This window comes from Pseudomonas laurylsulfativorans (assembly GCF_002906155.1).
GTDB lineage: Bacteria > Pseudomonadota > Gammaproteobacteria > Pseudomonadales > Pseudomonadaceae > Aquipseudomonas > Aquipseudomonas laurylsulfativorans.
This window is the reverse complement of sequence record NZ_MUJK01000005.1, coordinates 183,538-203,474: the sequence shown is the minus strand read 5'-3', so window position 1 is coordinate 203,474 and position 19,937 is coordinate 183,538. Positions and strand designations below refer to the sequence as shown.

At 59.0% G+C, this 19,937-nt stretch carries 17 protein-coding genes and 2 pseudogenes; 11 read left to right on the top strand and 8 right to left on the bottom strand.

Translation table 11 applies throughout. The features are described 5' to 3' along the window. Positions 1-39: 39 nt before the first annotated feature. The 4 genes from alr (at position 40) to B0D71_RS17715 (ending at position 4,563) form a co-directional block, all read left to right on the top strand. Complete coding sequence (alr, locus tag B0D71_RS17730; RefSeq protein WP_103395928.1) at positions 40-1,113, top strand: alanine racemase; 1,074 nt, start codon at positions 40-42, stop codon at positions 1,111-1,113. Positions 1,114-1,241: 128 nt separating this feature from the next. Next, positions 1,242-1,790 carry a cupin domain-containing protein gene (locus B0D71_RS17725; RefSeq protein ID WP_007975150.1) on the top strand — a complete coding sequence of 183 codons (549 nt, stop codon included), beginning with the start codon at positions 1,242-1,244 and terminating at the stop codon, positions 1,788-1,790. A 182-nt stretch (positions 1,791-1,972) separates the two neighbouring features. After that, positions 1,973-2,395, top strand: coding sequence for a c-type cytochrome (locus B0D71_RS17720; protein ID WP_033047925.1), 423 nt, complete (start codon positions 1,973-1,975; stop codon positions 2,393-2,395). A gap of 245 nt (positions 2,396-2,640) precedes the next feature. Beyond that, entirely contained in the window at positions 2,641-4,563 is a 1,923-nt protein-coding gene (locus tag B0D71_RS17715; RefSeq protein ID WP_103395927.1) for an acetyl-CoA hydrolase/transferase C-terminal domain-containing protein, read from the top strand. 131 nt (positions 4,564-4,694) lie between these two features. On the opposite strand, the gene B0D71_RS17710 is transcribed toward B0D71_RS17715, so the two are convergent. Together B0D71_RS17710 and rep are read right to left on the bottom strand one after the other, a co-directional pair. After that, entirely contained in the window at positions 4,695-5,267 is a 573-nt protein-coding gene (locus B0D71_RS17710; RefSeq protein WP_103395926.1) for a xanthine phosphoribosyltransferase, read from the bottom strand. Between the two features lie 57 nt (positions 5,268-5,324). Then, the gene (gene rep, locus B0D71_RS17705; protein WP_103395925.1) at positions 5,325-7,334 is read right to left on the bottom strand and encodes a DNA helicase Rep; all 2,010 of its coding nucleotides are present in this window, start codon (positions 7,332-7,334) and stop codon (positions 5,325-5,327) included. Between the two features lie 264 nt (positions 7,335-7,598). Here rep and B0D71_RS17700 point away from each other — a divergent pair, with 264 nt between their 5' ends. Further along, on the top strand, positions 7,599-9,272 hold the full coding sequence (locus tag B0D71_RS17700; RefSeq protein WP_103395924.1) for a putative bifunctional diguanylate cyclase/phosphodiesterase: 1,674 nt from the start codon (positions 7,599-7,601) through the stop codon (positions 9,270-9,272). 185 nt (positions 9,273-9,457) lie between these two features. On the opposite strand, the gene B0D71_RS17695 is transcribed toward B0D71_RS17700, so the two are convergent. Beyond that, on the bottom strand, positions 9,458-10,852 hold the full coding sequence (locus B0D71_RS17695) for a NorM family multidrug efflux MATE transporter (protein WP_103396140.1): 1,395 nt from the start codon (positions 10,850-10,852) through the stop codon (positions 9,458-9,460). Positions 10,853-11,010: 158 nt separating this feature from the next. Here B0D71_RS17695 and B0D71_RS17690 point away from each other — a divergent pair, with 158 nt between their 5' ends. After that, positions 11,011-11,931 (top strand): LysR substrate-binding domain-containing protein, encoded by a 921-nt coding sequence (locus B0D71_RS17690; RefSeq protein ID WP_103395923.1) that lies wholly within the window; start codon positions 11,011-11,013, stop codon positions 11,929-11,931. Between the two features lie 129 nt (positions 11,932-12,060). Here B0D71_RS17690 and B0D71_RS17685 read toward each other — a convergent pair whose 3' ends face one another. The 3 genes and pseudogenes from B0D71_RS17685 to B0D71_RS32180 form a co-directional block, all read right to left on the bottom strand. Continuing rightward, complete coding sequence (locus tag B0D71_RS17685) at positions 12,061-13,554, bottom strand: YifB family Mg chelatase-like AAA ATPase (RefSeq protein WP_103395922.1); 1,494 nt, start codon at positions 13,552-13,554, stop codon at positions 12,061-12,063. A 219-nt stretch (positions 13,555-13,773) separates the two neighbouring features. Further along, positions 13,774-14,559, bottom strand: a complete 786-nt coding sequence (locus tag B0D71_RS17680; RefSeq protein ID WP_240635712.1) for a hypothetical protein — start codon at positions 14,557-14,559, stop codon at positions 13,774-13,776. 103 nt (positions 14,560-14,662) lie between these two features. Then, positions 14,663-14,946 (bottom strand): annotated as a pseudogene (locus tag B0D71_RS32180) (hypothetical protein). Positions 14,947-15,356: 410 nt separating this feature from the next. Here B0D71_RS32180 and B0D71_RS17670 point away from each other — a divergent pair. Next, positions 15,357-15,476 (top strand): annotated as a pseudogene (locus tag B0D71_RS17670) (helix-turn-helix domain-containing protein); the annotation flags it as partial. 27 nt (positions 15,477-15,503) lie between these two features. Here the strand turns inward: B0D71_RS17670 and B0D71_RS17665 are convergent. Both B0D71_RS17665 and B0D71_RS17660 read right to left on the bottom strand, forming a co-directional pair. Then, a complete protein-coding gene (locus B0D71_RS17665; protein ID WP_103395920.1) occupies positions 15,504-16,025 on the bottom strand; it encodes a BRO-N domain-containing protein in 522 nt (173 codons plus the stop codon). Positions 16,026-16,410: 385 nt separating this feature from the next. Next, complete coding sequence (locus tag B0D71_RS17660) at positions 16,411-16,671, bottom strand: accessory factor UbiK family protein (protein ID WP_007980822.1); 261 nt, start codon at positions 16,669-16,671, stop codon at positions 16,411-16,413. Between the two features lie 419 nt (positions 16,672-17,090). On the opposite strand from B0D71_RS17660, the gene glnK reads away from it, so the two are divergent. From glnK to sutA, 4 genes are all read left to right on the top strand, one after another. Continuing rightward, complete coding sequence (glnK, locus tag B0D71_RS17655; protein WP_002555808.1) at positions 17,091-17,429, top strand: P-II family nitrogen regulator; 339 nt, start codon at positions 17,091-17,093, stop codon at positions 17,427-17,429. Between the two features lie 35 nt (positions 17,430-17,464). Continuing rightward, the gene (locus B0D71_RS17650; RefSeq protein ID WP_103395919.1) at positions 17,465-18,802 is read left to right on the top strand and encodes an ammonium transporter; all 1,338 of its coding nucleotides are present in this window, start codon (positions 17,465-17,467) and stop codon (positions 18,800-18,802) included. Positions 18,803-19,015: 213 nt separating this feature from the next. Beyond that, positions 19,016-19,441: a secondary thiamine-phosphate synthase enzyme YjbQ gene (locus B0D71_RS17645; protein ID WP_008015517.1), complete on the top strand. Its 426-nt coding sequence runs from the start codon at positions 19,016-19,018 to the stop codon at positions 19,439-19,441. A 101-nt stretch (positions 19,442-19,542) separates the two neighbouring features. Next, the gene (sutA, locus tag B0D71_RS17640; protein WP_008050867.1) at positions 19,543-19,866 is read left to right on the top strand and encodes a transcriptional regulator SutA; all 324 of its coding nucleotides are present in this window, start codon (positions 19,543-19,545) and stop codon (positions 19,864-19,866) included. Positions 19,867-19,937 lie beyond the last annotated feature (71 nt).

Sequence of the window (19,937 nt, the reverse complement as noted above, 5' to 3'; positions counted from 1 at the left end):
GGTTTTTCTTCCCGATAACCCGACCAGAAGTCTGCCGCCATGCGCCCAGCCCGTGCCCTTATCGACCTTCAAGCCCTGCGCAACAACTACCGAGTCGCCCGTGAGCTCACGGGGGCCAAAGCCCTCGCGGTGATCAAGGCCGATGCCTATGGCCATGGCGCGGTGCATTGTGCCCAGGCGCTGGAAGCCGAGGCGGACGGGTTTGCCGTGGCCTGTATCGAAGAGGCGCTTGAGCTGCGAGCGTCGGGCATCCGTGCGCCGATCCTGCTGCTGGAAGGCTTTTTTGAAGCCGACGAGTTGGCGCTGATCGTCGAGCATGATTTCTGGTGCGTGGTGCACTCGCTGTGGCAACTCGAAGCCATCGAGAAAGCCTCGCTGAGCAAACCAATCACCGTGTGGCTGAAACTCGATTCGGGCATGCACCGCGTGGGGCTGCATCCGGCGGATTATCAGGCGGCCTATAAACGGCTGCTGGCCTGCGGCAAGGTCGCGAAAGTGGTGCTGATGAGCCACTTTGCGCGTGCCGATGAACTGCACGAACAGGCAAGCAGCGAACAGGTGGCGGTATTTGAAGCGGCGCGCAAGGGTTTGTCTGCCGAGGTCAGCCTGCGTAACTCGCCGGCGGTGCTGGGCTGGCCGCAGATTCCGAGCGACTGGGTGCGTCCGGGCATCATGCTCTATGGCGCGACGCCCTTCGAAGAAGCCAATGAAGTGGCCTCGCGCCTGCAACCGGTCATGACCCTGGAATCGAAAGTGATCAGTGTGCGCGAGTTGCCGGCTGGCGAACCCGTCGGTTACGGCGCCAAATTCATCACCCCTAAACCGATGCGCATTGGCGTGGTGGCCATGGGTTACGCCGACGGCTACCCGCGTTTGGCACCGACCGGCACGCCAGTACTGGTTGCCGGGCAGCGCAGCCAGCTGATCGGCCGTGTGTCGATGGACATGCTCTGCATCGACCTGACCGATGTGCCGCAGGCCGGTCTCGGTTCGACCGTCGAGTTGTGGGGCAAAAACATCCTCGCCAGTGATGTGGCCATGGCCGCGGGCACGATTCCTTATCAGATTTTCTGCAACCTTCGTCGGGTACCACTGCTCTATTCCGGGGCTTAGTGCGCAAGGCTCCAGACCGGAAGTCGCCTCGCTGAGCAGGATTCAGGGCAAGGTGTTGTAAATACTGAACGCTGTCGCCATGATAACGCTCACTATTCCAACAATCCTGAATCCTGGAGGCGCAAGCTTTGGACGTCGGTGAACGACTGCAATCCATCCGTAGACTAAAAGGCCTTTCCCAGCGTGAGCTCGCCAAACGGGCGGGTGTCACCAACAGCACCATTTCGATGATCGAAAAGAACAGCGTGAGCCCTTCGATCAGTTCGCTGCGCAAGGTGTTGGGCGGGATTCCCATGTCCATGGTCGAGTTCTTTTCCGAAGAAATCCTGCAGGAAAAACCGACCCAGATCGTCTACAAGGCCAACGAGCTGATCGATATTTCCGATGGCGCCGTGACCATGAAACTGGTCGGTCGGGCGCACCCGAGCCGGGCTATCGCATTCCTCAATGAAATCTATCCACCTGGCGCCGACACCGGTGACGAGATGCTCACCCATGAGGGCGAGGAAACCGGCATCTTGGTCGAAGGAAAACTGGAACTGGTGGTCGGTCTCGAAACTTTTGTCCTCGAAGCTGGCGATAGCTACTACTTTGAAAGTACCAAGCCACACCGTTTCCGGAATCCGTTCGATGCGCCTGCGCGACTAATCAGCGCAGCCACGCCGGCGAATTTCTAAGAAAAGAGGCGTCCTGCCAGCATCGCAGAGGCGCCCGGGCTGTTTTTCTGTCGCGGCCTAAGACCCCTCCGACTTTGGGGTTGTTTCAGTGCGACGGGCTTACCGCTATACTTGCGCCCGCCTGCGAACCGTGGCCGTAGGCGTGACTAGCCACCATTGAGGGTGAACGCGTGAACCTAATTATGAAAATGCTGGCTGCACCAGCAACCGTATTGGCCCTATGGGCTGTCAGTGTCAGCGCTCAGGCTGCGACCAACGACGATATCGCCAAACGCCTTGAGCCAGTCGGCCAGGTTTGTGTTCAGGGTAAAGAGTGCAAGGGCATGGAAGTGGCCGCTTCCGCCGGCGGCGGTGGTGGTGCGAAAACTCCGGATGAAGTGATTGCAAAACATTGCAACGCTTGCCACGGTTCAGGCCTTTTGGGCGCACCGAAAATCGGTGATGCCGCTGCCTGGAAAGAACGTGCCGATCACCAGGGCGGCCTCGACGGCATCCTGGCCAAAGCCATTACCGGTATCAATTCGATGCCACCTAAAGGCACCTGCGCCGATTGCTCTGATGCCGAGCTCAAAGGCGCCATCCAGAAGATGTCCGGCCTGAAATAAGCCTGAGTCTTCCTGCTGAAAAGCCGCTTCCGAGCGGCTTTTTTGTGCCCGCCGTCTCAATGAACACCGCCGCCCACCTGTAGGAGCGAGCTTGCGCCTCGGGGTGTCAGGTTCTATGCGTTATTGTTGACGACCATCGTCGGAACGCCGCCCGGAGCCAGCTCGCTCCTACAGGACTGTTCATTGCAGCAAAGACCCGGCAAGCTCGGTCCAGGCCCAAGTCATGGAACGTGAGGGAGGAAGCGATGGTGCAGTTGTGTTCTATCGAGCAGGCGGTCGATGACGTCCTGGCACGGTTGCCGGACCACATTCACATGGGGCTGCCCTTGGGGCTGGGTAAACCCAACCCCTTCGTCAATGCGCTCTACCGGCGTATTGCGCAGATGCCCGAGCGGCGCCTGACAATCTACACCGCGCTGTGCCTGGGCCGTCCGCCCTTGGGCGACGGTTTGCAAAAGTGCTTTCTCGAACCCTTTATCGAACGGGTTTTCGGTGATTATCCAGAGCTGGAGTTTCTCGCCGACCTGCGTTGCGATACGCTGCCGGGCAACATCCATATCCAGCAGTTCTTCATGCAGCCTGGCAGCCTGCTCAACAGTGCCACGGCGCAGCAAGATTACGTCAGCAGCAACTACAGCCATGCGGCCCGGGACATCAACGCCGCCGGGTTGAACCTGGTGGCGCAAATGGTCGCCAGCCATGCCGAACATCCCGACCGCTTGAGCCTCAGCTGCAACCCGGACATCACCCTCGACCTGCTGCCGATGATCGCCAGGCGCCGCGCTGCCGGAGAAACCATTCTGATGGTCGGCCAGGTGCACAACGATCTGCCGTACATGCCCGGCGATGCGGAGTTGGGCATCGACACCTTCGACCTGCTGATCGACCAGAAGGACAACACCACGCTGTTCTCCACTCCGAACATGCCGGTGGGTTGTCAGGACCATTTCATCGGCCTGCATGCCAGCACTCTGGTGCGTGACGGCGGCACGTTGCAGATCGGCATCGGTTCCATGGGCGATGCGCTCACGGCGGCGCTGCTGGCGCGACAAGCCGATAGCGACGCTTACAAGGCGTTGCTGGCAGACGTAAACCTCAGCCACTGGGCACAACTGATCGAGCGCGAAGGCGGCATCGAGCCCTTCGCCAAAGGCCTGTATGGCTGCAGCGAAATGTTCGTCAACGGCTTGTTGGTACTGGCGGATGCCGGGATCGTGCGGCGCAAGGTTTACCCGGACGTGACGACCCAACAGCAGGCCAATGCCGGAACCCTCGATGAAGCCGCGCAAACCGACGGCATCTCGGTGCATGGCGGCTTCTTTCTCGGGCCGCGCAGCTACTATGAGCGCCTGCGCGAGCTGCCGCAAAGCAGGCGGCGCGAATTCAACATGACCCGCATCAGCTACATCAACGAGCTTTATGGCCAGGAAGAACTCAAGCGCTTGCAGCGTCTTGATGCGCGGTTCATCAACACCGCGTTCACCGTAACCTTGCTCGGTGCCGCTGTGGCTGATCAATTGGAAGATGGGCGTGTGCTCAGCGGTGTCGGCGGACAGTACAACTTCGTGGCTCAGGGGCATGCGCTGCAAGGCGCGCGCTCGGTGTTGCTGCTGCGCAGCTGGCGCGAGTCCGGAGGTGATGTCAGCTCGAACATCGTCTGGAATTACGGACACTGCACAATCCCCCGACACCTGCGAGACATCGTAGTCACCGAATACGGCATTGCCGATCTTCGCGGTAAAACCGATGCGGCGGTGATCGAAGCATTGCTCAATATCAGCGACTCGCGTTTTCAACAGGGACTGATCGAGCAGGCGCAGAAAGTCGGAAAATTGCCGAAGGATTTCCGTCTCGATCCGCGCTTTGCCGAGAACAGCCCGCAGCGGTTGCAGGGGATTGAGTCGCGACATCCGCAGCTGTTTCCAGAGTATCCACTGGGTTGTGATTTCACCGAGGTCGAACGAGATGTGCTGCGGGCGCTGAACTGGCTCAAGAGCAAGTTCAAACTGAGCGAGGTGCTGGAGCTGGGCAAGGCTGCGCTGGATGCGCCGGAGCCTGCGGCGTTTCCTGAGCATCTGGAACGCATGCAGTTGAGCAAGCCGGAAGGGCTGAAGGAAGACTTGTATCAACGTCTGCTGCTCACCGGCCTAAAGGCGACTGCGCAGTAACTACCCCCCAAAAACAACTGAGGGAGCGAGCTTGCTCGCGATAGCGGCGTATCAGCCAATGAAGATGTCGGCTGACACTCTGCAATCGCGAGCAAGCTCGCTCCCTCAGGGGGATGTGCGTTGTGGCGGCTTTATTCGACGAAGGTCACGACACCATCGGCCAGCGACTTCACGCGAGCCAGGGATTCAACGCGATAACCCTGCGCATCCAGTTCCGCACGGCCACCCTGGAACGACTTCTCGATCACGATGCCCAGGCCAGCCACGGTGGCGCCGGCCTGTTTGATGATCGAGATCAGCGCCTGGGACGCCTTACCGTTGGCCAGGAAATCATCGATGATCAGCACGCGGTCGCTGCTGGTCAGATGGCGCGGGGAGATCGCCACGGTGCTTTCGGTCTGCTTGGTGAACGAGTAAACGGTCGCCGACAGCAGGTTTTCGGTGAGGGTCAGGGACTGGTGCTTGCGGGCGAAAATCACCGGCACGCCGAGGTTCAGGCCAGTCATGATCGCAGGTGCAATGCCCGAGGCTTCGATGGTGACGATCTTGGTGATGCCCGAGTCCTTGAACAGCGTGGCGAACTCGTCGCCGATCAGCTTCATCAGGGCCGGGTCGATCTGGTGGTTCAGGAAGGCGTCGACCTTCAGGACCTGGTCGGAAAGCACGATGCCTTGTTCGCGGATTTTCTGGTGCAGGGCTTCCATGAAGCTGTCCTCTATTGGCGCCTTGTGCGCCCTAAGGTTTTAAAAAAGTGGTCAATTCTAGCGCTTTAACATCGCGCGTATATCTGCCAATGCGTTGTTTCCGCGCACGGCTTTGACTTCGGTCGGGGTGTCGTCGTTGCCTTCCCAGGCCAGATCGTCCGGTGGCAGCTCATCGAGGAAGCGGCTCGGTGCGCAATCGATAATCTCGCCGTACTGCTTGCGCTTGGCGGCGAAGGTGAAGGCCAGGGTCTGGCGTGCGCGGGTAATGCCCACGTAGGCCAGGCGACGCTCTTCTTCGATGGTGTCGGCTTCGATGCTGGAGCGGTGCGGGAGGATTTCCTCTTCCATGCCCATGATGAACACGTAGGGGAATTCCAGTCCCTTGGACGCATGCAAGGTCATCATCTGCACGCCTTCGGCGCCATCTTCCTCTTCCTGCTGACGCTCAAGCATGTCGCGCAGGACGAGTTTGCCGATGGCGTCCTCGACGGTCATCTCGCCTTCTTCGTCTTTCTCCAGGGTGTTCTTCAGCGCCTCGATCAGGAACCAGACGTTACCCATGCGGTAGTCGGCGGCCTTGTCGCTGGAGCTGTTGGTGCGCAGCCAGTTCTCGTAGTCGATGTCCATGACCATGCTGCGCAGGGCCGAGATCGGGTCTTCGCCGGCGCACTGCTCGCGCACCCTGTCCATGAAACGCTTGAAGCGCGACAGACGATCGGTGAAGCGGTTGTCCAGATGCTCGCCCAGGCCGATTTCGTCGGTGGCGGCGTACATCGAGATCTTGCGCTCGGTCGCATAGTTGCCGAGCTTCTCCAGCGTGGTCGAGCCGATCTCGCGGCGCGGTACGTTGATCACCCGCAGGAAGGCGTTGTCGTCGTCCGGGTTCACGATCAGGCGGAAGTAGGCCATCAGGTCTTTCACTTCCTGACGGCCGAAAAAGCTGTTGCCGCCGGACAGGCGATACGGCACCTGGTGATGCTGCAACTTCAGCTCGATCAGCTTGGCCTGGTAGTTACCGCGATAGAGGATCGCGAAATCGCTGTATGGGCGGTCGGTACGCAGGTGCAGGCTGAGGATTTCCATGGCCACGCGCTCGGCTTCGGCGTCTTCGTTGCGGCAGCGGATCACGCGGATCTCGTCGCCGTGGCCCATTTCACTCCACAGCTGCTTTTCGAATTCGTGGGGGTTGTTCGAGATCAGCACGTTGGCGCAGCGCAGGATGCGGCTGGTGGAGCGGTAGTTCTGCTCCAGCATCACCACTTTCAAGGACGGGTAGTCCTCCTTGAGCAGCATCAGGTTTTCCGGACGCGCGCCACGCCAGGCGTAGATCGATTGGTCATCGTCGCCCACCACGGTGAACTGGTTGCGTTTACCGATGAGCATTTTCACCAGCAGGTATTGGCTGGCGTTGGTGTCCTGGTATTCGTCGACCAGCAGGTAACGCACCTTGTTCTGCCACTTTTCCAGGATGTCGGCGTGCTCTTCGAACAGCTTTACCGGCAGGAGGATCAGGTCGTCGAAGTCCACCGCGTTGAACGCCTTGAGCGTGCGCTGGTAGTGGGTGTAGACGATGGCGGCGGTTTGTTCCTTGGGGTTGCGCGCGTTTTCCAGCGCCTGGGCCGGCAGGATCAGGTCGTTTTTCCAGGCGCCGATCATGTTCTTGATCTCGTCGACACCGTCGTCGCCCGAGTATTCCTTCTGCATGATGTCGGTCATCAGGGCTTTGACGTCGGTCTCGTCGAAGATCGAGAAGCCCGGTTTGTAGCCCAGCCGCACGTGTTCCTTGCGGATGATGTTAAGGCCCAGGTTGTGGAAGGTGCAGACCGTCAGCCCGCGACCTTCACCGGCACGCAGCAGGGTGCCGACCCGTTCCTTCATTTCGCGGGCGGCCTTGTTGGTAAAGGTCATGGCGACGATGTACTGGGCGCGAATGCCACAGTTCTGGATCAGGTGCGCGATTTTGCGCGTGATCACGCTGGTCTTGCCGGAGCCTGCACCGGCGAGCACCAATAGAGGGCCGCCGACGTAGTTCACGGCTTCTTGCTGCCGGGGATTGAGTCGGGACATACGTAAATTCAGGAGTCAGTCACGAAATGGGCCGGCATTTTAACAGGCTCAGCGAATTGTGCTGCTCTGTCCGACTTGTGACGTACCACGCTATCTGTAATTGCCGGTTTTGTTACTTTCACGCAGGATGCGCAACGAATTTGCGGCTAATGTTCGTAATTCCAGATACAAAGGGCCCGTTTTGATAACTGATGTCATTGTCATTAGTTATCGGGGCGGCATAATGCCCGTCGCCTACATCTTTGCAGAGTCTAGGGAGCTAGCTTGTCTACGCCTGTCGAACCCTTGCGTTTGCTGCTACTGGCCGAAGAGCCAGCGTGGGCAGCGTTGTTGCGCGAGTGTCTGGCTCCTATGGGGAGCTCGGCTGTGCTCATCAGCGCGCCGAGTTGGGAGTCGGTCAGCAGCCTGTTCGATGACAACCGCAACGCGGTGTTATTGACCATCGCGCAACTTCAACCGGCGCCGGGCCGTTGTAGCCTGCCGACGGTGTTGCTGCTCGACCATGAGCCACTGACCCCGCCCGACGGTGTGAGCGACTGGCTGGTGCGCGACCATCTCGACCCCGGCATGTTGCGCCGTTGCCTGCGGCATGTGCGCGAACGTGGCGTTTTGGAAAACACTCTGCAACGCCTGGCTGAACAAGACCCTCTGACCGGCATCGCCAATCGCCAGGGCTTCCAGACGCTTTTGACAGCTCGGTTGGCGGAAAACGACGGTCGTGGCCTGGCCCTCGGTCATCTCGACCTCGACAATTTCCGTTACGCCAACGACGCCCTCGGCCATCAGGCCGGTGACCGCCTGATCCTGCAAGTGGTGGCGCGGCTCAAGAGCCAGCTCGAGGCCGGCGATCAACTGGCACGCCTGGGCAGCGATGAATTCGCCCTGTTGATCGACACCCGCCGCGCTCCCCAGCGTGCCGAGTGGATGGCCGAGCGCATCAGCGAAGCGCTGGCCGAGCCTTATTGGGTCGATGGCGAAAGCCTGCTGATCGGCTCTAGCCTGGGCATTGCCCACGCCCGGGCCCAGGCCGGTGCGGACCCGCTGATGTGGCACGCGCATATCGCCATGCAGCAGGCCAAAAGCACCCAGGGCTGCACCTTTCACATTTTCAACGAACGCATCAACCGCAATGCCCGCAGCATCGCCGACCTCGAAACCGAGCTGCGCCGGGCGTTGCGTCGCGATGAGCTGGAGTTGCACTACCAGCCACGGCTGAACCTCGAAGACGGTCAGATCGTCGGCCTCGAAGCTTTGGTGCGGTGGCGGCATGCCGAGCGTGGCTTGTTGCCACCGAGCGAATTCGTGCCGCTGGCTGAGCAGAGCGGTCTGATCGTGCCGCTGGGCTACTGGGTGATTTCCAGGGCCTTGCGCGACATGCAGGCCCTGCTTGAGCTGGGTTTGCCGTCGTTGCACATGGCGATCAACCTGTCATTCCGGCAATTCCAGGACAGCCAGTTGCTGTCGACCCTGAGCCGACTGATTGCCGAGCGCGGCGTCGAGGCGCAGTGGCTGGAGTTCGAGCTGACCGAAACAGCGGTCATGCGCCGCAGCGATCTGGTCAAGCAGACCATGGACGCCCTCGGTCGTCTCGGTGTGCGCTTCTCCCTCGACGACTTCGGTACCGGCTTCTCGTCTTTCGTGCACCTCAACAGCCTGCCGATCACCTTGCTGAAGATCGACAAGAGCTTTGTCGGCGGCATGGAGCTACGGGAGGAAAACCGCAAACTGGTCCACGCGATGATCAACCTGGCGCACAACCTCAACCTTGAGGTGGTCGCCGAAGGTGTGGAAACGCCGGAGCAACTGGATCTGTTGCGCGGGTTTGGATGCGATCAGGTGCAGGGATATTTGATCAGCAAGCCATTGCCGCTGGCCGAGCTGGTGGAGTATCTGACGTTTGGCTCCGGCGAGCAGCCGGCACTGGAAATCGTCAGCTAAGGCGCCACAAATCCCCTGTAGGAGCCGGCTTTTGTGGCGAGGGGGCTGCCCCCGTTGGGTCGCAAAGCGGCCCCTTATCCTGCAACCGAGCTCTGTCAGGTACATCGCATTTTCTGGTTTTGCGGTTGCTGCGCAACCGAACGGGGGCAAGCCCCCTCGCCACAGGGCAAGCTCCTACAGGGATTTCATTGGGGTTGAATGGCTTCGAATCGTTCCGCTTGCGGCTCGCGCCGAATCATCCGCTTCATCTTCCACTCAAACCCCAGCGTCAGGCTCACCGCCGCGCATGCCAGCCCCAGTGCCAGACCCCACCAGACGCCCGTCGCTCCCCAGTTCAGGTGGAACGCCATCCACCAGGCGGCCGGTGCGCCAATCAGCCAATAGCAACCCAGGCCGACGAGGAACGTGGTCTTTGCATCCTTGAGTCCGCGAATGCAGCCCATGGCGATGGTTTGCACGCCATCGAACAGCTCGAACCATGCCGCCACCGCCAGCAGGCTCACGGCAAGATTGATGACATCGCGAAACGCCGGGTCGTTGTGGTCGAGAAACAGGCCGACCAACTGGTTTGGCAACAGCCAGAAGACCATGGCGAAACAGAGCATCGCCGCCGCCCCGAACGCAATGCCAACCCGCCCGGCAAGCCGCGCATCCAGCAGTTGCCCGGCGCCGTAATGCTGACCGATGCGCATAGTGATCGCATAGGAAATCCCCGCCGGGACCATGAACGCCACGGAAACGATTTGCAGGGCAATCTGATGCGCCCCCAACTGTGTGCTGCCCATGGTGCCCATGCACAGCGCGGCGAAGGCAAACAGCCCGACTTCCACCGCATAGGTACCGCCAATTGGCAGGCCAAGGCGCCACAACTCCTTCAGGTACTGCCGGTTCAGCCGCGACAGGCCCTGACGCAGCGGATAGGCCTCATAAGCCGGATGCCGCCGAATGTGCCACGCCAGTGCAAGTGCCATGAGGTTGGCGACAATCGCCGTGACCAGCCCGATGCCCATCAACCCCAGTTTCGGCAGGCCGAACATTCCGGTAATCAGTGCATAGTTGAGCAGGAAGTTGGCCACGGTGCCGCCCAGGCTGATGATCATCACCGGCGTCGCCCGGCCAATGGCGCTGGTGAACCCGCGCAGGGCCATGAAGCTCAGGTAGCCGGGCAGGGCGAACGGCAGGAAGATCAAAAACTGCCCGGCCATCTGGACGTTGCTTTCGGTCTGGCCGAACAGCAAAAGCACCGGTTTGAGGTTCCACAGCAGCAACCCCGCGACCAGCGCCATCAGCCACGCCAGCCACAACCCTGCCTGGGTCAGCCGGGTAGCCCCGACGATATCGCCGGCACCCTGACGGATCGCCACCAGGGTGCCGACCGCCGCGATCACGCCGATGCAGAAAATCGACACGAACGAATAAGTCGCCGCGCCGAGCCCGCCACCGGCCAGCGCCTCGGGACTCAGGCGCGCCATCATCAGAGTGTCGGTGAGGACCATCAGCATGTGCGCCAACTGCGAGGCAATCAACGGCCCCGCCAGCCGCAGGATGGCCCAGAGTTCAGTACGTGCTGGATGCTGCATGGTCATCACGCTCGATTATCAATGGGAACAGCAAAACACCGATTCTCGGCGCTCTGCGCGGTTTGCACAAAGGGATAAAAAGGATGGATGGCATGATTCAAACTCATGCTGGAGAGTTTCTGCTAGGGTGGGCGAACCCCGCAGTAGGAGCTTTCCCAATGTCCCGTCGTCTTCCTCCCTTGTATGCCCTGCGCGCATTCGAAGCGGCGGCGCGGCACAGCTCGTTTACCCGCGCTGCCGAAGAGCTGTCGATTACCCAAAGTGCGGTGAGCCGGCATATTCGTACGCTCGAAGAGCATTTTGCCTGCCGCTTGTTTCATCGCAGTGGCCGCAACCTGCAACTGACCGAGTCGGCGCGCTTGCTGCTGCCGGGTATTCGCGAAGGTTTTACCGCCCTGGAGCGTGCCTGCAATACCTTGCGCGCCGAAGACGACATTCTGCGCATGAAAGCCCCGTCGACCCTGACCATGCGCTGGTTGCTGGCGCGCCTCAGCCGCTTCCGCCACTTGCAGCCGGGCAACGAAGTGCAATTGACCAGTGCGTGGATGGACGTCGACTCGGTGGATTTCAACGACGAACCGTTCGACTGCGCCGTGCTGTTGGGCAATGGACATTTCCCACCGGACTGGGAGGCGAGTTACCTCTTCCCCGAGGAATTGATCCCGGTCGGCGCGCCCACCCTGCGGGGCGACCAGCCCTGGGATGTCGAACGCCTGAGCAACACCGAGTTGCTGCACCCGACGCCGGACAGGCGTGACTGGCGTAACTGGCTGGAGCGCATGGGCCTGGCCGAACAGGTCTCGCTCAAGGGCGGACAGGTATTCGATACCCTGGAGCTGGGCATGATCGCCGCCGCCCGGGGCTATGGCGTGTCCATGGGCGATCTGCTGATGGTGGCCGAGGACGTGGCCCAGGGCCGCTTGAGTTTGCCCTGGCCGACCGCCGTTGCCAGTGGCGAGTGTTATTACCTGGTATGGCCGAAAACCCGGCCTGGCGGCGAGCGTATGCGCCGGCTCAGCGACTTTCTGCAAAACGAAGTCCGGTCCATGGAATTGCCGGATGTCGTGCATCTGAGCTGAAACGATTTCCTCGGTTTCTAGCCGGGCAAGCCCGCTCCCACAGGATTGGCGTCGATATGCCATTGCGTGAACGACACAGGGTCAGTGGGAGCGGGCTTGCCCGCGAGGGATGCGACTCGGTTTCAGCACTTATTGAGTCGCCGGCCGATACTGCAACGCCTCCGCCAGATGCACGCGGCTGATCGCATCAACTTGCTCCAGATCCGCTAGGGTCCGTGCCACCTTGAGCAAACGGTGCGCCGAGCGTAGTGAAAGGGTCAGTCGTTCACAGGCGGATTCCAGCCAGTGTTCATCGGCTGTGGATAACTTGCAGTGCCGACGAAGTCCCGGCAAATCCAGAAAGGCATTGGCACAACCCTGACGCTTCTGCTGGCGCTCTCGCGCCTCGGCGACAAGCGCCGCAGCACTGGCACTGTCCTCTCCTGGCTTGACCATGGGATTCAACGCCGTGGCTTCCCGAGCGACGGTCAGATGCAGGTCGATGCGGTCGAGCAGCGGCCCCGAGAGTTTGTTGCGGTAACGCTGCACCATGTCCGGCGTGCAAGAGCAGCGGCCAGTGGGTTCGCCAAGATATCCACAGGGACACGGATTCATTGCCGCCACCAGTTGAAAACGCGCCGGAAAGCGCACGCGATCTTTCGCCCGCGAGATGACGATATGTCCGGATTCCATCGGTTCCCTCAGGACTTCCAATACTCTGCGTTCAAACTCGGGAAGCTCATCAAGAAACAAGACGCCGTGGTGGGCGAGGGTAATTTCACCCGGTTGCGGTTTCGAGCCGCCACCCACTAAAGCGGGGCCCGAGGCGGAGTGATGGGGCTGGCGAAACGGGCGCTGTGGCCAGTGACGTAAGGGCACACAACTGGCAACCGATTGAATCGCCGCCACTTCCAGCGCTTCGCTTTCGGTCAGCGGCGGCAGCAGCCCTGGCAAGCGACTCGCCAGCAACGTTTTTCCGGTCCCCGGGGGGCCACTGAGCAGCAGGTTGTGAGCGCCTGCAGCCGCAATCAGCAGCGCACGCTTGGCCGCCAGCTGCCCTTGCACTTCATTCAGATCGGGATACGGTTTGCTGGCGCAGAGCAGTCCATCGGAAGCATAAGGCTCGATCGGTGTATGCCCGTTGAAGTGCGCGACGGCCTCCAGCAAATGGTCAACAGCAATCACTTTCAGTCCCGACGCCAGGCACGCTTCCTCAGCGTTCGCCCGTGGCACCATCAGCCAGCGCCCGGCCTTGCGCGCCGCCAACGCCGCCGGCAATACCCCTCGAACTGCCCGTACCGCACCTGACAGGGCCAACTCCCCCAAACACTCCACGTCATCCAGTGTCAGCGTCGGCACCTGCACGCTGGCCGAGAGAATCCCCAAGGCAATCGCCAGATCGAACCGCCCGCCATCCTTGGGCAAATCCGCCGGCGCCAGATTCAGCGTGATCCGTCGCGCCGGAAATTGCAGCCCCGAATTGATGATCGCGCTGCGCACCCGATCCTTGCTTTCCTTCACCGCCGCCTCGGGCAGGCCGACCATGGTCAAGGATGGCAAACCATTGGCCAGGTGGACTTCAACGGTGACGGCGGGTGCCTCGACGCCCACCTGGGCGCGGCTGTGGACGATGGAGAGGGACATGGGCGTTCCTTGAGCTGACGTTGGACCGCTTCCTACGGTTGTGTGAAGGGTAGTCGGGCAGCGAAGTATTGGTGGTGCAGAGTGAGTAAGGAATGTTCGCAGGATGTTGCGAGAGTGCGACGGGCAAAGTATTAGCCTCTGTGGCGAGGGAGCAAGCTCTCTCGTCACAGCTATTGCAATGCTCGAATGGATTAAAAATTGTCGACTAGTTGTAATGACTTATTTGGAAGATGTCGCGTTGTCAAATAAACTGCTGTTGCCCGTCAGCACCTTACTTACGAAATTTTCGATATCCAGCTTGTTTTTGCCTTCTGCAATATGCGTGAAATAGTTGAAGTCCAAATCAATCCACTCCTGCAGTTTTGTTTCATAGTTGTCGGGATACTGTGCTTGCTCCACTAAGGGAAGTCCCTTGTAATGATCAAGGACGCTTTGGAAGAATTTGGTGAGTTTTCCGGTGTTGTTATATTCATATTCTGCTTCGGCCACCACTTTCTGTCGCCATGCAAATTCTTGCTTGGCTGATTCTTCCAATGCTGCCCGCCTTTCATTGACGGTAAAGGTGCCGCTATCATCGTAAGTAATTAAAGCAAGCTGATCCCTGGGCATCCCCGAAAACGGGTTCTTTCCGAGCCCGTTTGTATACTTTGTCGCACTTTTGGCGCGCGCTAATAATTCGGCATTATCTGTGTCGGGAACTTCAGAGTCGTGTTTTGATTTGTTGGCAGTATAATGACCGCTGTCCAACTCGTTGAATGTGTTTTTAGCCATCCCACTCAGTTCCGTTCTAGTTAGGCGTGCATCCCGGGCCTGTGCACGTACTGAGGCTTCGCTCAATTGGCTAGCTAGCGTGGAAACGGTACTACTATCTAGTACGTTGCCAATTGGACCTTGGGGTGTGTTTTGGCTCACGCCTTGGTTTTTGCCGGGAGTCTCTGTCAATTTTTTTGTTTCAGCTGACGTTTGGCTGCTGCAAACTGCAAAATTGTTTAGTGAATTAACCATTTTTTTGCCACTCCCTGTTCGATGACTAAAACATGATAGGTTGCCTAATGACTGTTGATGCTTTAGCAAGATCTTACAAGCCCCTTAAGACCCGCTACATGCTTTACTTCATTGTGATTACTACTGACCAAGCATAGGTGGACGGATTTGTTTTAGTTACCTTTATGGTGCAGGTCGCCCCGCCACTAGGCGTGGCCGTATTATTCCATTTTGGAATTTTGCTTGCGCCAAAGCCAGGGGTGCTTCGTTGTCCGTTATGGGGGTATACGTAGAAGTCTGTGTTCCAAGGTTCTTGAATGTGACTGTAACAGGCGGCCCAGCAACCGCTGAACTTATGTGAAATGCAGTCAATGCGAAAGCGACAATTAAAGACTTGGATATTTTCATGGGTGTTGCTCCTTGTGGTGTTGGTAACAGTATTCCATTTTAAAAGTTGTGATCATTACAAACTATTATCTAAGCTATGTAACATGGACTTAAATTTTTCAAGCGGATTGGCGAACCGGAGCCTGCGGAAATGCCGGTAGGCCTGAAGGTGGTCACGGTGCGTCGGGTGCTGCTCGAGTCGCCATACCCGTTGCTGACTAATTAACTGGGAGTGAGCTTAGGAACCGGAGCTTTGCGGCGCAATCGGACGGGGAATGAGACCTTCGTAGGAAGTTGCCGGGATTCTTGCGGGCTTGAATACCGTAGCCTGCGGCAATTCCTACAGGTAAATCTGAAGGTCGTTTCGACTTTATCGCGAGCAGTCTCGCCCCCAAGTAGATCTTCGATCTCCACCGGGTAATCGCCTGGAAGCGTTGAATGTGTCGACACCTACGGTGAACGACATCGTGCTCCAGCGTCGGGCTGTCAGTGCTGATATGACTCTGAGGTTATCTATCTATCTGGACACTACCCCGGAATTCTGGCTGAACCCCCACGCCAAAGCGTGGGGTTTTTATTCAAAATGCGTGAAGCATCTTCGCAGCTCTTTTCCACCAAGGCGAACTGATAGCAGGCCTTGAAGTCTCCTGATCAGGCAGCATCTGCGGCACATCCTGCAGCCGAATCCACGGCTGGTTGTTCCAGTGCAGCAAGCTCAACGACATTTCCGGCCAATTGAGCAGGCTCAGTTGTGGGCGCTCGATTGTGGTGGGGTGTTGGGCGTCTCGCAGGGCGGGGACGACATCGTGGGTGAGCCATTCACGCAATGCTCGGTATTCGGGGCAGTAGTGGTAGACGAGCATGGCGTAGACGCCGGATTCGCTGATTAGCAGGGTGTTTTCGATATGTCCGTGGATGAGGGTTTTGGCTATTTGGTATTGGTCGGGGTCGAGTTTTCGGACTTGGCGGTCGTTGAGGTAGATGCGTAGAAGTCGCCCTAGGTCGCGGGCGCTGAACCAGGGTTGGTTTTGTATTAGGAGGGCGTGGAGGTGGAGTTTGTGGCGGGTGAAGACGTGAGGGATTAGATAGCTTTCTTCCATTTTGCAACTCCGGATGCGTATGAAGGAAGCTGCCTCTGTTCGTCGCCAAACGAAAGGGTGGCAGCTGCGCGCGGGTTGGCGAACCGGTGCATCCGGACAAACCGGCAGACCTGAAGGTCTCCCACGCACAGCCGCCATAATTCGAGATGGGATAATTCCCTGAATCGAATGTGGTCGCGGTGTGTCGGATGCTATCCAGGTCGCCAAACCCGGTGCTGAATATTCAGCTGGGGATGAGCATAGAGATCGGATACTTCGCGACGCAATCGGACGGCGGTGTGATGTTTGTAGGACGTAGCCGGGATTTTTGCGGGGCTTGGGATCAAAAGATCGCAGCCTTCGGCAGCTCCTACAGGGGGCTGTGTTTCAAAGCGGGATTGATGGGTTACTCGGTTGGCGGATTCAGCTTCGCTTCCATTTCCGCGACCTTCGTTTCAAGAGCCTCCAGCCGCGCCCGCGTGCGCGCCAGTACAACCATCTGGCTATCGAACTCTTCCCGACTGACCAGATCCAGTTTGCTGAAGCCGCTTTGTAGCAACATTTTGAACTGGCTTTCGATTTCGGCTTTCGGCAGAGGCGTATCGCCGCTGAAGAGGCGAGAGGCGGTGCCGGTCAAGGCGTCGAGGAAGTCTTTTGGCGCGAGCATGGGCAATGTCCTGGAAACAATGACGGGCAGTGTATCACGCAGTGTCTATAGTCATTTGCGCGGGCAAGTGGTGCACGGTTTTCGCGCATGGGGACGGACGGCGTCGCACCGTTGTTGTGCGTAACGTGCCGGGTGTTGTCGAGAAGTATCCACCATCCGCCGGTAAAGGCTTGAAAACAGTCAATTTTGTGGAGATGGCAAGCTTTCTGCTTAGTTGCTGGTGACCCATGCACTGATGCAGTCGCTGTGACGAATGCAGTGCGCCAGGCGAAACGCGGGGAGTGTTTCGCAAGGAGCGGTTAGCTGGCGTCGGACGGGCAGGTAGGGCCGACGATGCGTTACAAAGCCAGGCACTGCGCTTAGACTTGAGACGGGTTTGTTTTCCTGGGGCAAGTCCACCAATTCGGGAGAGAGTTTTCATGAAGCTAGTCACTGCCATCATCAAGCCGTTCAAACTGGACGACGTACGCGAGTCGCTGTCCGAGATCGGCGTGCAGGGCATTACCGTCACTGAAGTCAAAGGCTTTGGCCGGCAGAAGGGTCACACCGAGCTGTATCGCGGCGCGGAATACGTGGTCGATTTCCTGCCCAAGGTGAAGATCGACGTCGCCATCGACGACAAGGATCTGGACCGGGTAATCGAGGCCATCACCAAGGCTGCCAACACCGGCAAGATCGGTGACGGCAAGATCTTCGTGGTCAATCTGGAACAGGCGATTCGCATCCGTACCGGCGAAACCGATACCGACGCTATCTAAGCCGCCACAAACCCAACGCCCCAGGAGAAAACAATATGACTCTGCGTAAATTCGCAGGGCTAGGAGCCCTGTTGTCCATCGTAATGCCCAGCCTTGCTTTGGCGGCAGACGAAGTGGCGGCCCCAGTCCTCAACTCCGGCGACACCGCCTGGATGTTGACCTCGACAGCCTTGGTGCTGTTCATGACCATTCCCGGCCTCGCGCTGTTCTACGGCGGCATGGTTCGGTCGAAAAACATTCTTTCCGTGATGATGCAGTGCTTCGCCATTACCGGTCTGATCAGCGTCCTGTGGGTCATTTATGGCTACAGCATCGCGTTCGACACCACGGGCATGGAGCAGGGCGTCGTTAACTTCAACTCGTTCTTCGGCGGCATGGGCAAGGCATTCCTCGCCGGCATCACGCCAGCCAGCCTGACCGGTCCTGCGGCGCTGTTCCCTGAAGCGGTGTTCGTCACCTTCCAGATGACCTTCGCCATCATCACTCCAGCTTTGATCGTCGGCGCCTTCGCCGAGCGGATGAAGTTCTCCGCGATGCTGGTCTTCATGGGCATCTGGTTCACCCTGGTTTACGCACCGATTGCGCACATGGTCTGGTCCGGTAACGGCGGCCTGATGTGGGACTGGGGCGTTCTGGACTTCGCTGGCGGCACCGTGGTGCACATCAACGCCGGTGTGGCCGGTCTGGTTGCTTGCCTGGTGCTGGGCAAGCGCAAAGGCTTCCCGACCACGCCGATGGCGCCGCACAACCTTGGTTACACCCTGATGGGCGCGGCCATGTTGTGGGTTGGCTGGTTCGGCTTCAACGCCGGTTCCGCCGCTGCGGCCAACGGCACCGCTGGTATGGCGATGCTGGTGACTCAAATCGCTACCGCCGCTGCGGCGCTGGGCTGGATGTTTGCCGAGTGGGTCACCCACGGCAAACCTAGTGCACTGGGTATCGCTTCGGGCGTGGTTGCCGGTCTGGTGGCAATCACCCCGGCTGCCGGTACCGTTGGCCCGATGGGCGCGCTGGTAATCGGTCTGGCGGCTGGCGTGGTTTGCTTCTTCTGCGCCACCACCCTGAAACGCAAGCTCGGCTATGACGACTCCCTGGACGCCTTCGGCGTACACGGTATCGGCGGTATTCTCGGCGCAATCCTGACCGGTGTGTTCGCCGCGCCGTCCCTGGGTGGCTTCGGCACCGTGACCGACATCGCCGCACAAGTATGGATTCAGTGCAAAGGCGTGGGCTTCACGGTGATCTACACCGCGATCGCCACCTACATCATCCTCAAGGTGCTGGATATGGTCATGGGGCTGCGCATCAACGAAGAAGAAGAGGCGGTCGGCATCGATCTGGCGCTTCACAACGAACGCGGCTACAACTTGTAAGCACGCGCATAAAAAATTGCCCGGCTTGCCGGGCGTTTTTTTGTCTGAAATTTGTCATTGAAGGCTGAGCTGAAAGGTTTTTTCCTACAGGTTTTGCGATGTTTGCGTCGGGTGATTTTGTGCGGTCGAAGGCTGACAGGATTCGAGGAGTATTAGGGCCTTTGTTTTTTCCCAGAGCGCGCTAGAATGCGCCCCGAACGTGCGGAGAACTGTATGTGGCAACAGACTTTGATTACCTTGCGGGCGAGACCCCGGGGCTTTCATCTGGTAACGGACGAGTTACTCGCCGGCCTGCCTGAACTCAAGGCGTGTCGGGTCGGTCTGTTGCATTTGTGGCTGCAGCATACCTCGGCGTCGTTGACCATCAACGAGAACGCCGATCCGGCGGTACGTCGCGACTTCGAACGATTTTTCAATCGTCTGATCCCACAAGGAACAGACGGCTATGAGCATAACGACGAAGGCCTGGACGACCTCCCGGCGCACTTCAAAGCCAGCGTGCTTGGCTGTCAGCTCAGTTTGCCGATTTCGGCAGGCCGGTTGGCGTTGGGGACCTGGCAAGGCGTTTACCTGGGCGAGCACCGTGATCACGGCGGTGCCCGTAAAGTCCTCGCCACCGTGCACGGTGAAGAGGCATAACCGCTGGTCAGCAGCGGCTGTTGATTTTTTTCCGGCAGTCTTCGACAGAGGGCAAAGCTGGGCTATAACTAATCTGCTTTTCGCAAGTCATGAGGTAGAACATGAGCGACGATGATCTGGAAAACGACGACCTCGAAGTAGGCGACGACGACGAAACCGAAGAAGGTCTGGAAGCAGCGGCGGAAGACGTCGCTGAAGACGATGGCGGTGATGCGCCGGTTCCGACCGCCAAAGGCAAGGCCAAGGCAGCGGTATCGGTCGATGAGCTGCCGAGTGTCGAAGCCAAGAACAAGGAACGCGATGCTCTCGCGCGGGCCATGGAGGAGTTTTTGGCCAAGGGTGGCAAGGTGCAGGAAGTGGAGGCCAATGTGGTCGCCGATCCTCCCAAGAAGCCTGACAACAAGTACGGCAGCCGGCCTATCTGAGCCTGCTACCCGCTTGCTGAAAAAGCCCGCCGTCGCTGCGGGCTTTTTCATGCCTGAAACAAAGTTCCAGG

Coding starts and splice junctions, on each gene's coding strand:
- alr (WP_103395928.1), top strand. CDS start 40: ATGCGCCCAGCCCGTGCCCTTATCGACCTTCAAGCCCTGCGCAACAAC.
- B0D71_RS17720 (WP_033047925.1), top strand. CDS start 1,973: ATGAAAATGCTGGCTGCACCAGCAACCGTATTGGCCCTATGGGCTGTC.
- B0D71_RS17715 (WP_103395927.1), top strand. CDS start 2,641: ATGGTGCAGTTGTGTTCTATCGAGCAGGCGGTCGATGACGTCCTGGCA.
- B0D71_RS17710 (WP_103395926.1), bottom strand. CDS start 5,267: ATGGAAGCCCTGCACCAGAAAATCCGCGAACAAGGCATCGTGCTTTCC.
- rep (WP_103395925.1), bottom strand. CDS start 7,334: ATGTCCCGACTCAATCCCCGGCAGCAAGAAGCCGTGAACTACGTCGGC.
- B0D71_RS17695 (WP_103396140.1), bottom strand. CDS start 10,852: ATGCAGCATCCAGCACGTACTGAACTCTGGGCCATCCTGCGGCTGGCG.
- B0D71_RS17690 (WP_103395923.1), top strand. CDS start 11,011: ATGTCCCGTCGTCTTCCTCCCTTGTATGCCCTGCGCGCATTCGAAGCG.
- B0D71_RS17685 (WP_103395922.1), bottom strand. CDS start 13,554: ATGTCCCTCTCCATCGTCCACAGCCGCGCCCAGGTGGGCGTCGAGGCA.
- B0D71_RS17680 (WP_240635712.1), bottom strand. CDS start 14,559: ATGGTTAATTCACTAAACAATTTTGCAGTTTGCAGCAGCCAAACGTCA.
- B0D71_RS17665 (WP_103395920.1), bottom strand. CDS start 16,025: ATGGAAGAAAGCTATCTAATCCCTCACGTCTTCACCCGCCACAAACTC.
- B0D71_RS17660 (WP_007980822.1), bottom strand. CDS start 16,671: ATGCTCGCGCCAAAAGACTTCCTCGACGCCTTGACCGGCACCGCCTCT.
- glnK (WP_002555808.1), top strand. CDS start 17,091: ATGAAGCTAGTCACTGCCATCATCAAGCCGTTCAAACTGGACGACGTA.
- B0D71_RS17650 (WP_103395919.1), top strand. CDS start 17,465: ATGACTCTGCGTAAATTCGCAGGGCTAGGAGCCCTGTTGTCCATCGTA.
- B0D71_RS17645 (WP_008015517.1), top strand. CDS start 19,016: ATGTGGCAACAGACTTTGATTACCTTGCGGGCGAGACCCCGGGGCTTT.
- sutA (WP_008050867.1), top strand. CDS start 19,543: ATGAGCGACGATGATCTGGAAAACGACGACCTCGAAGTAGGCGACGAC.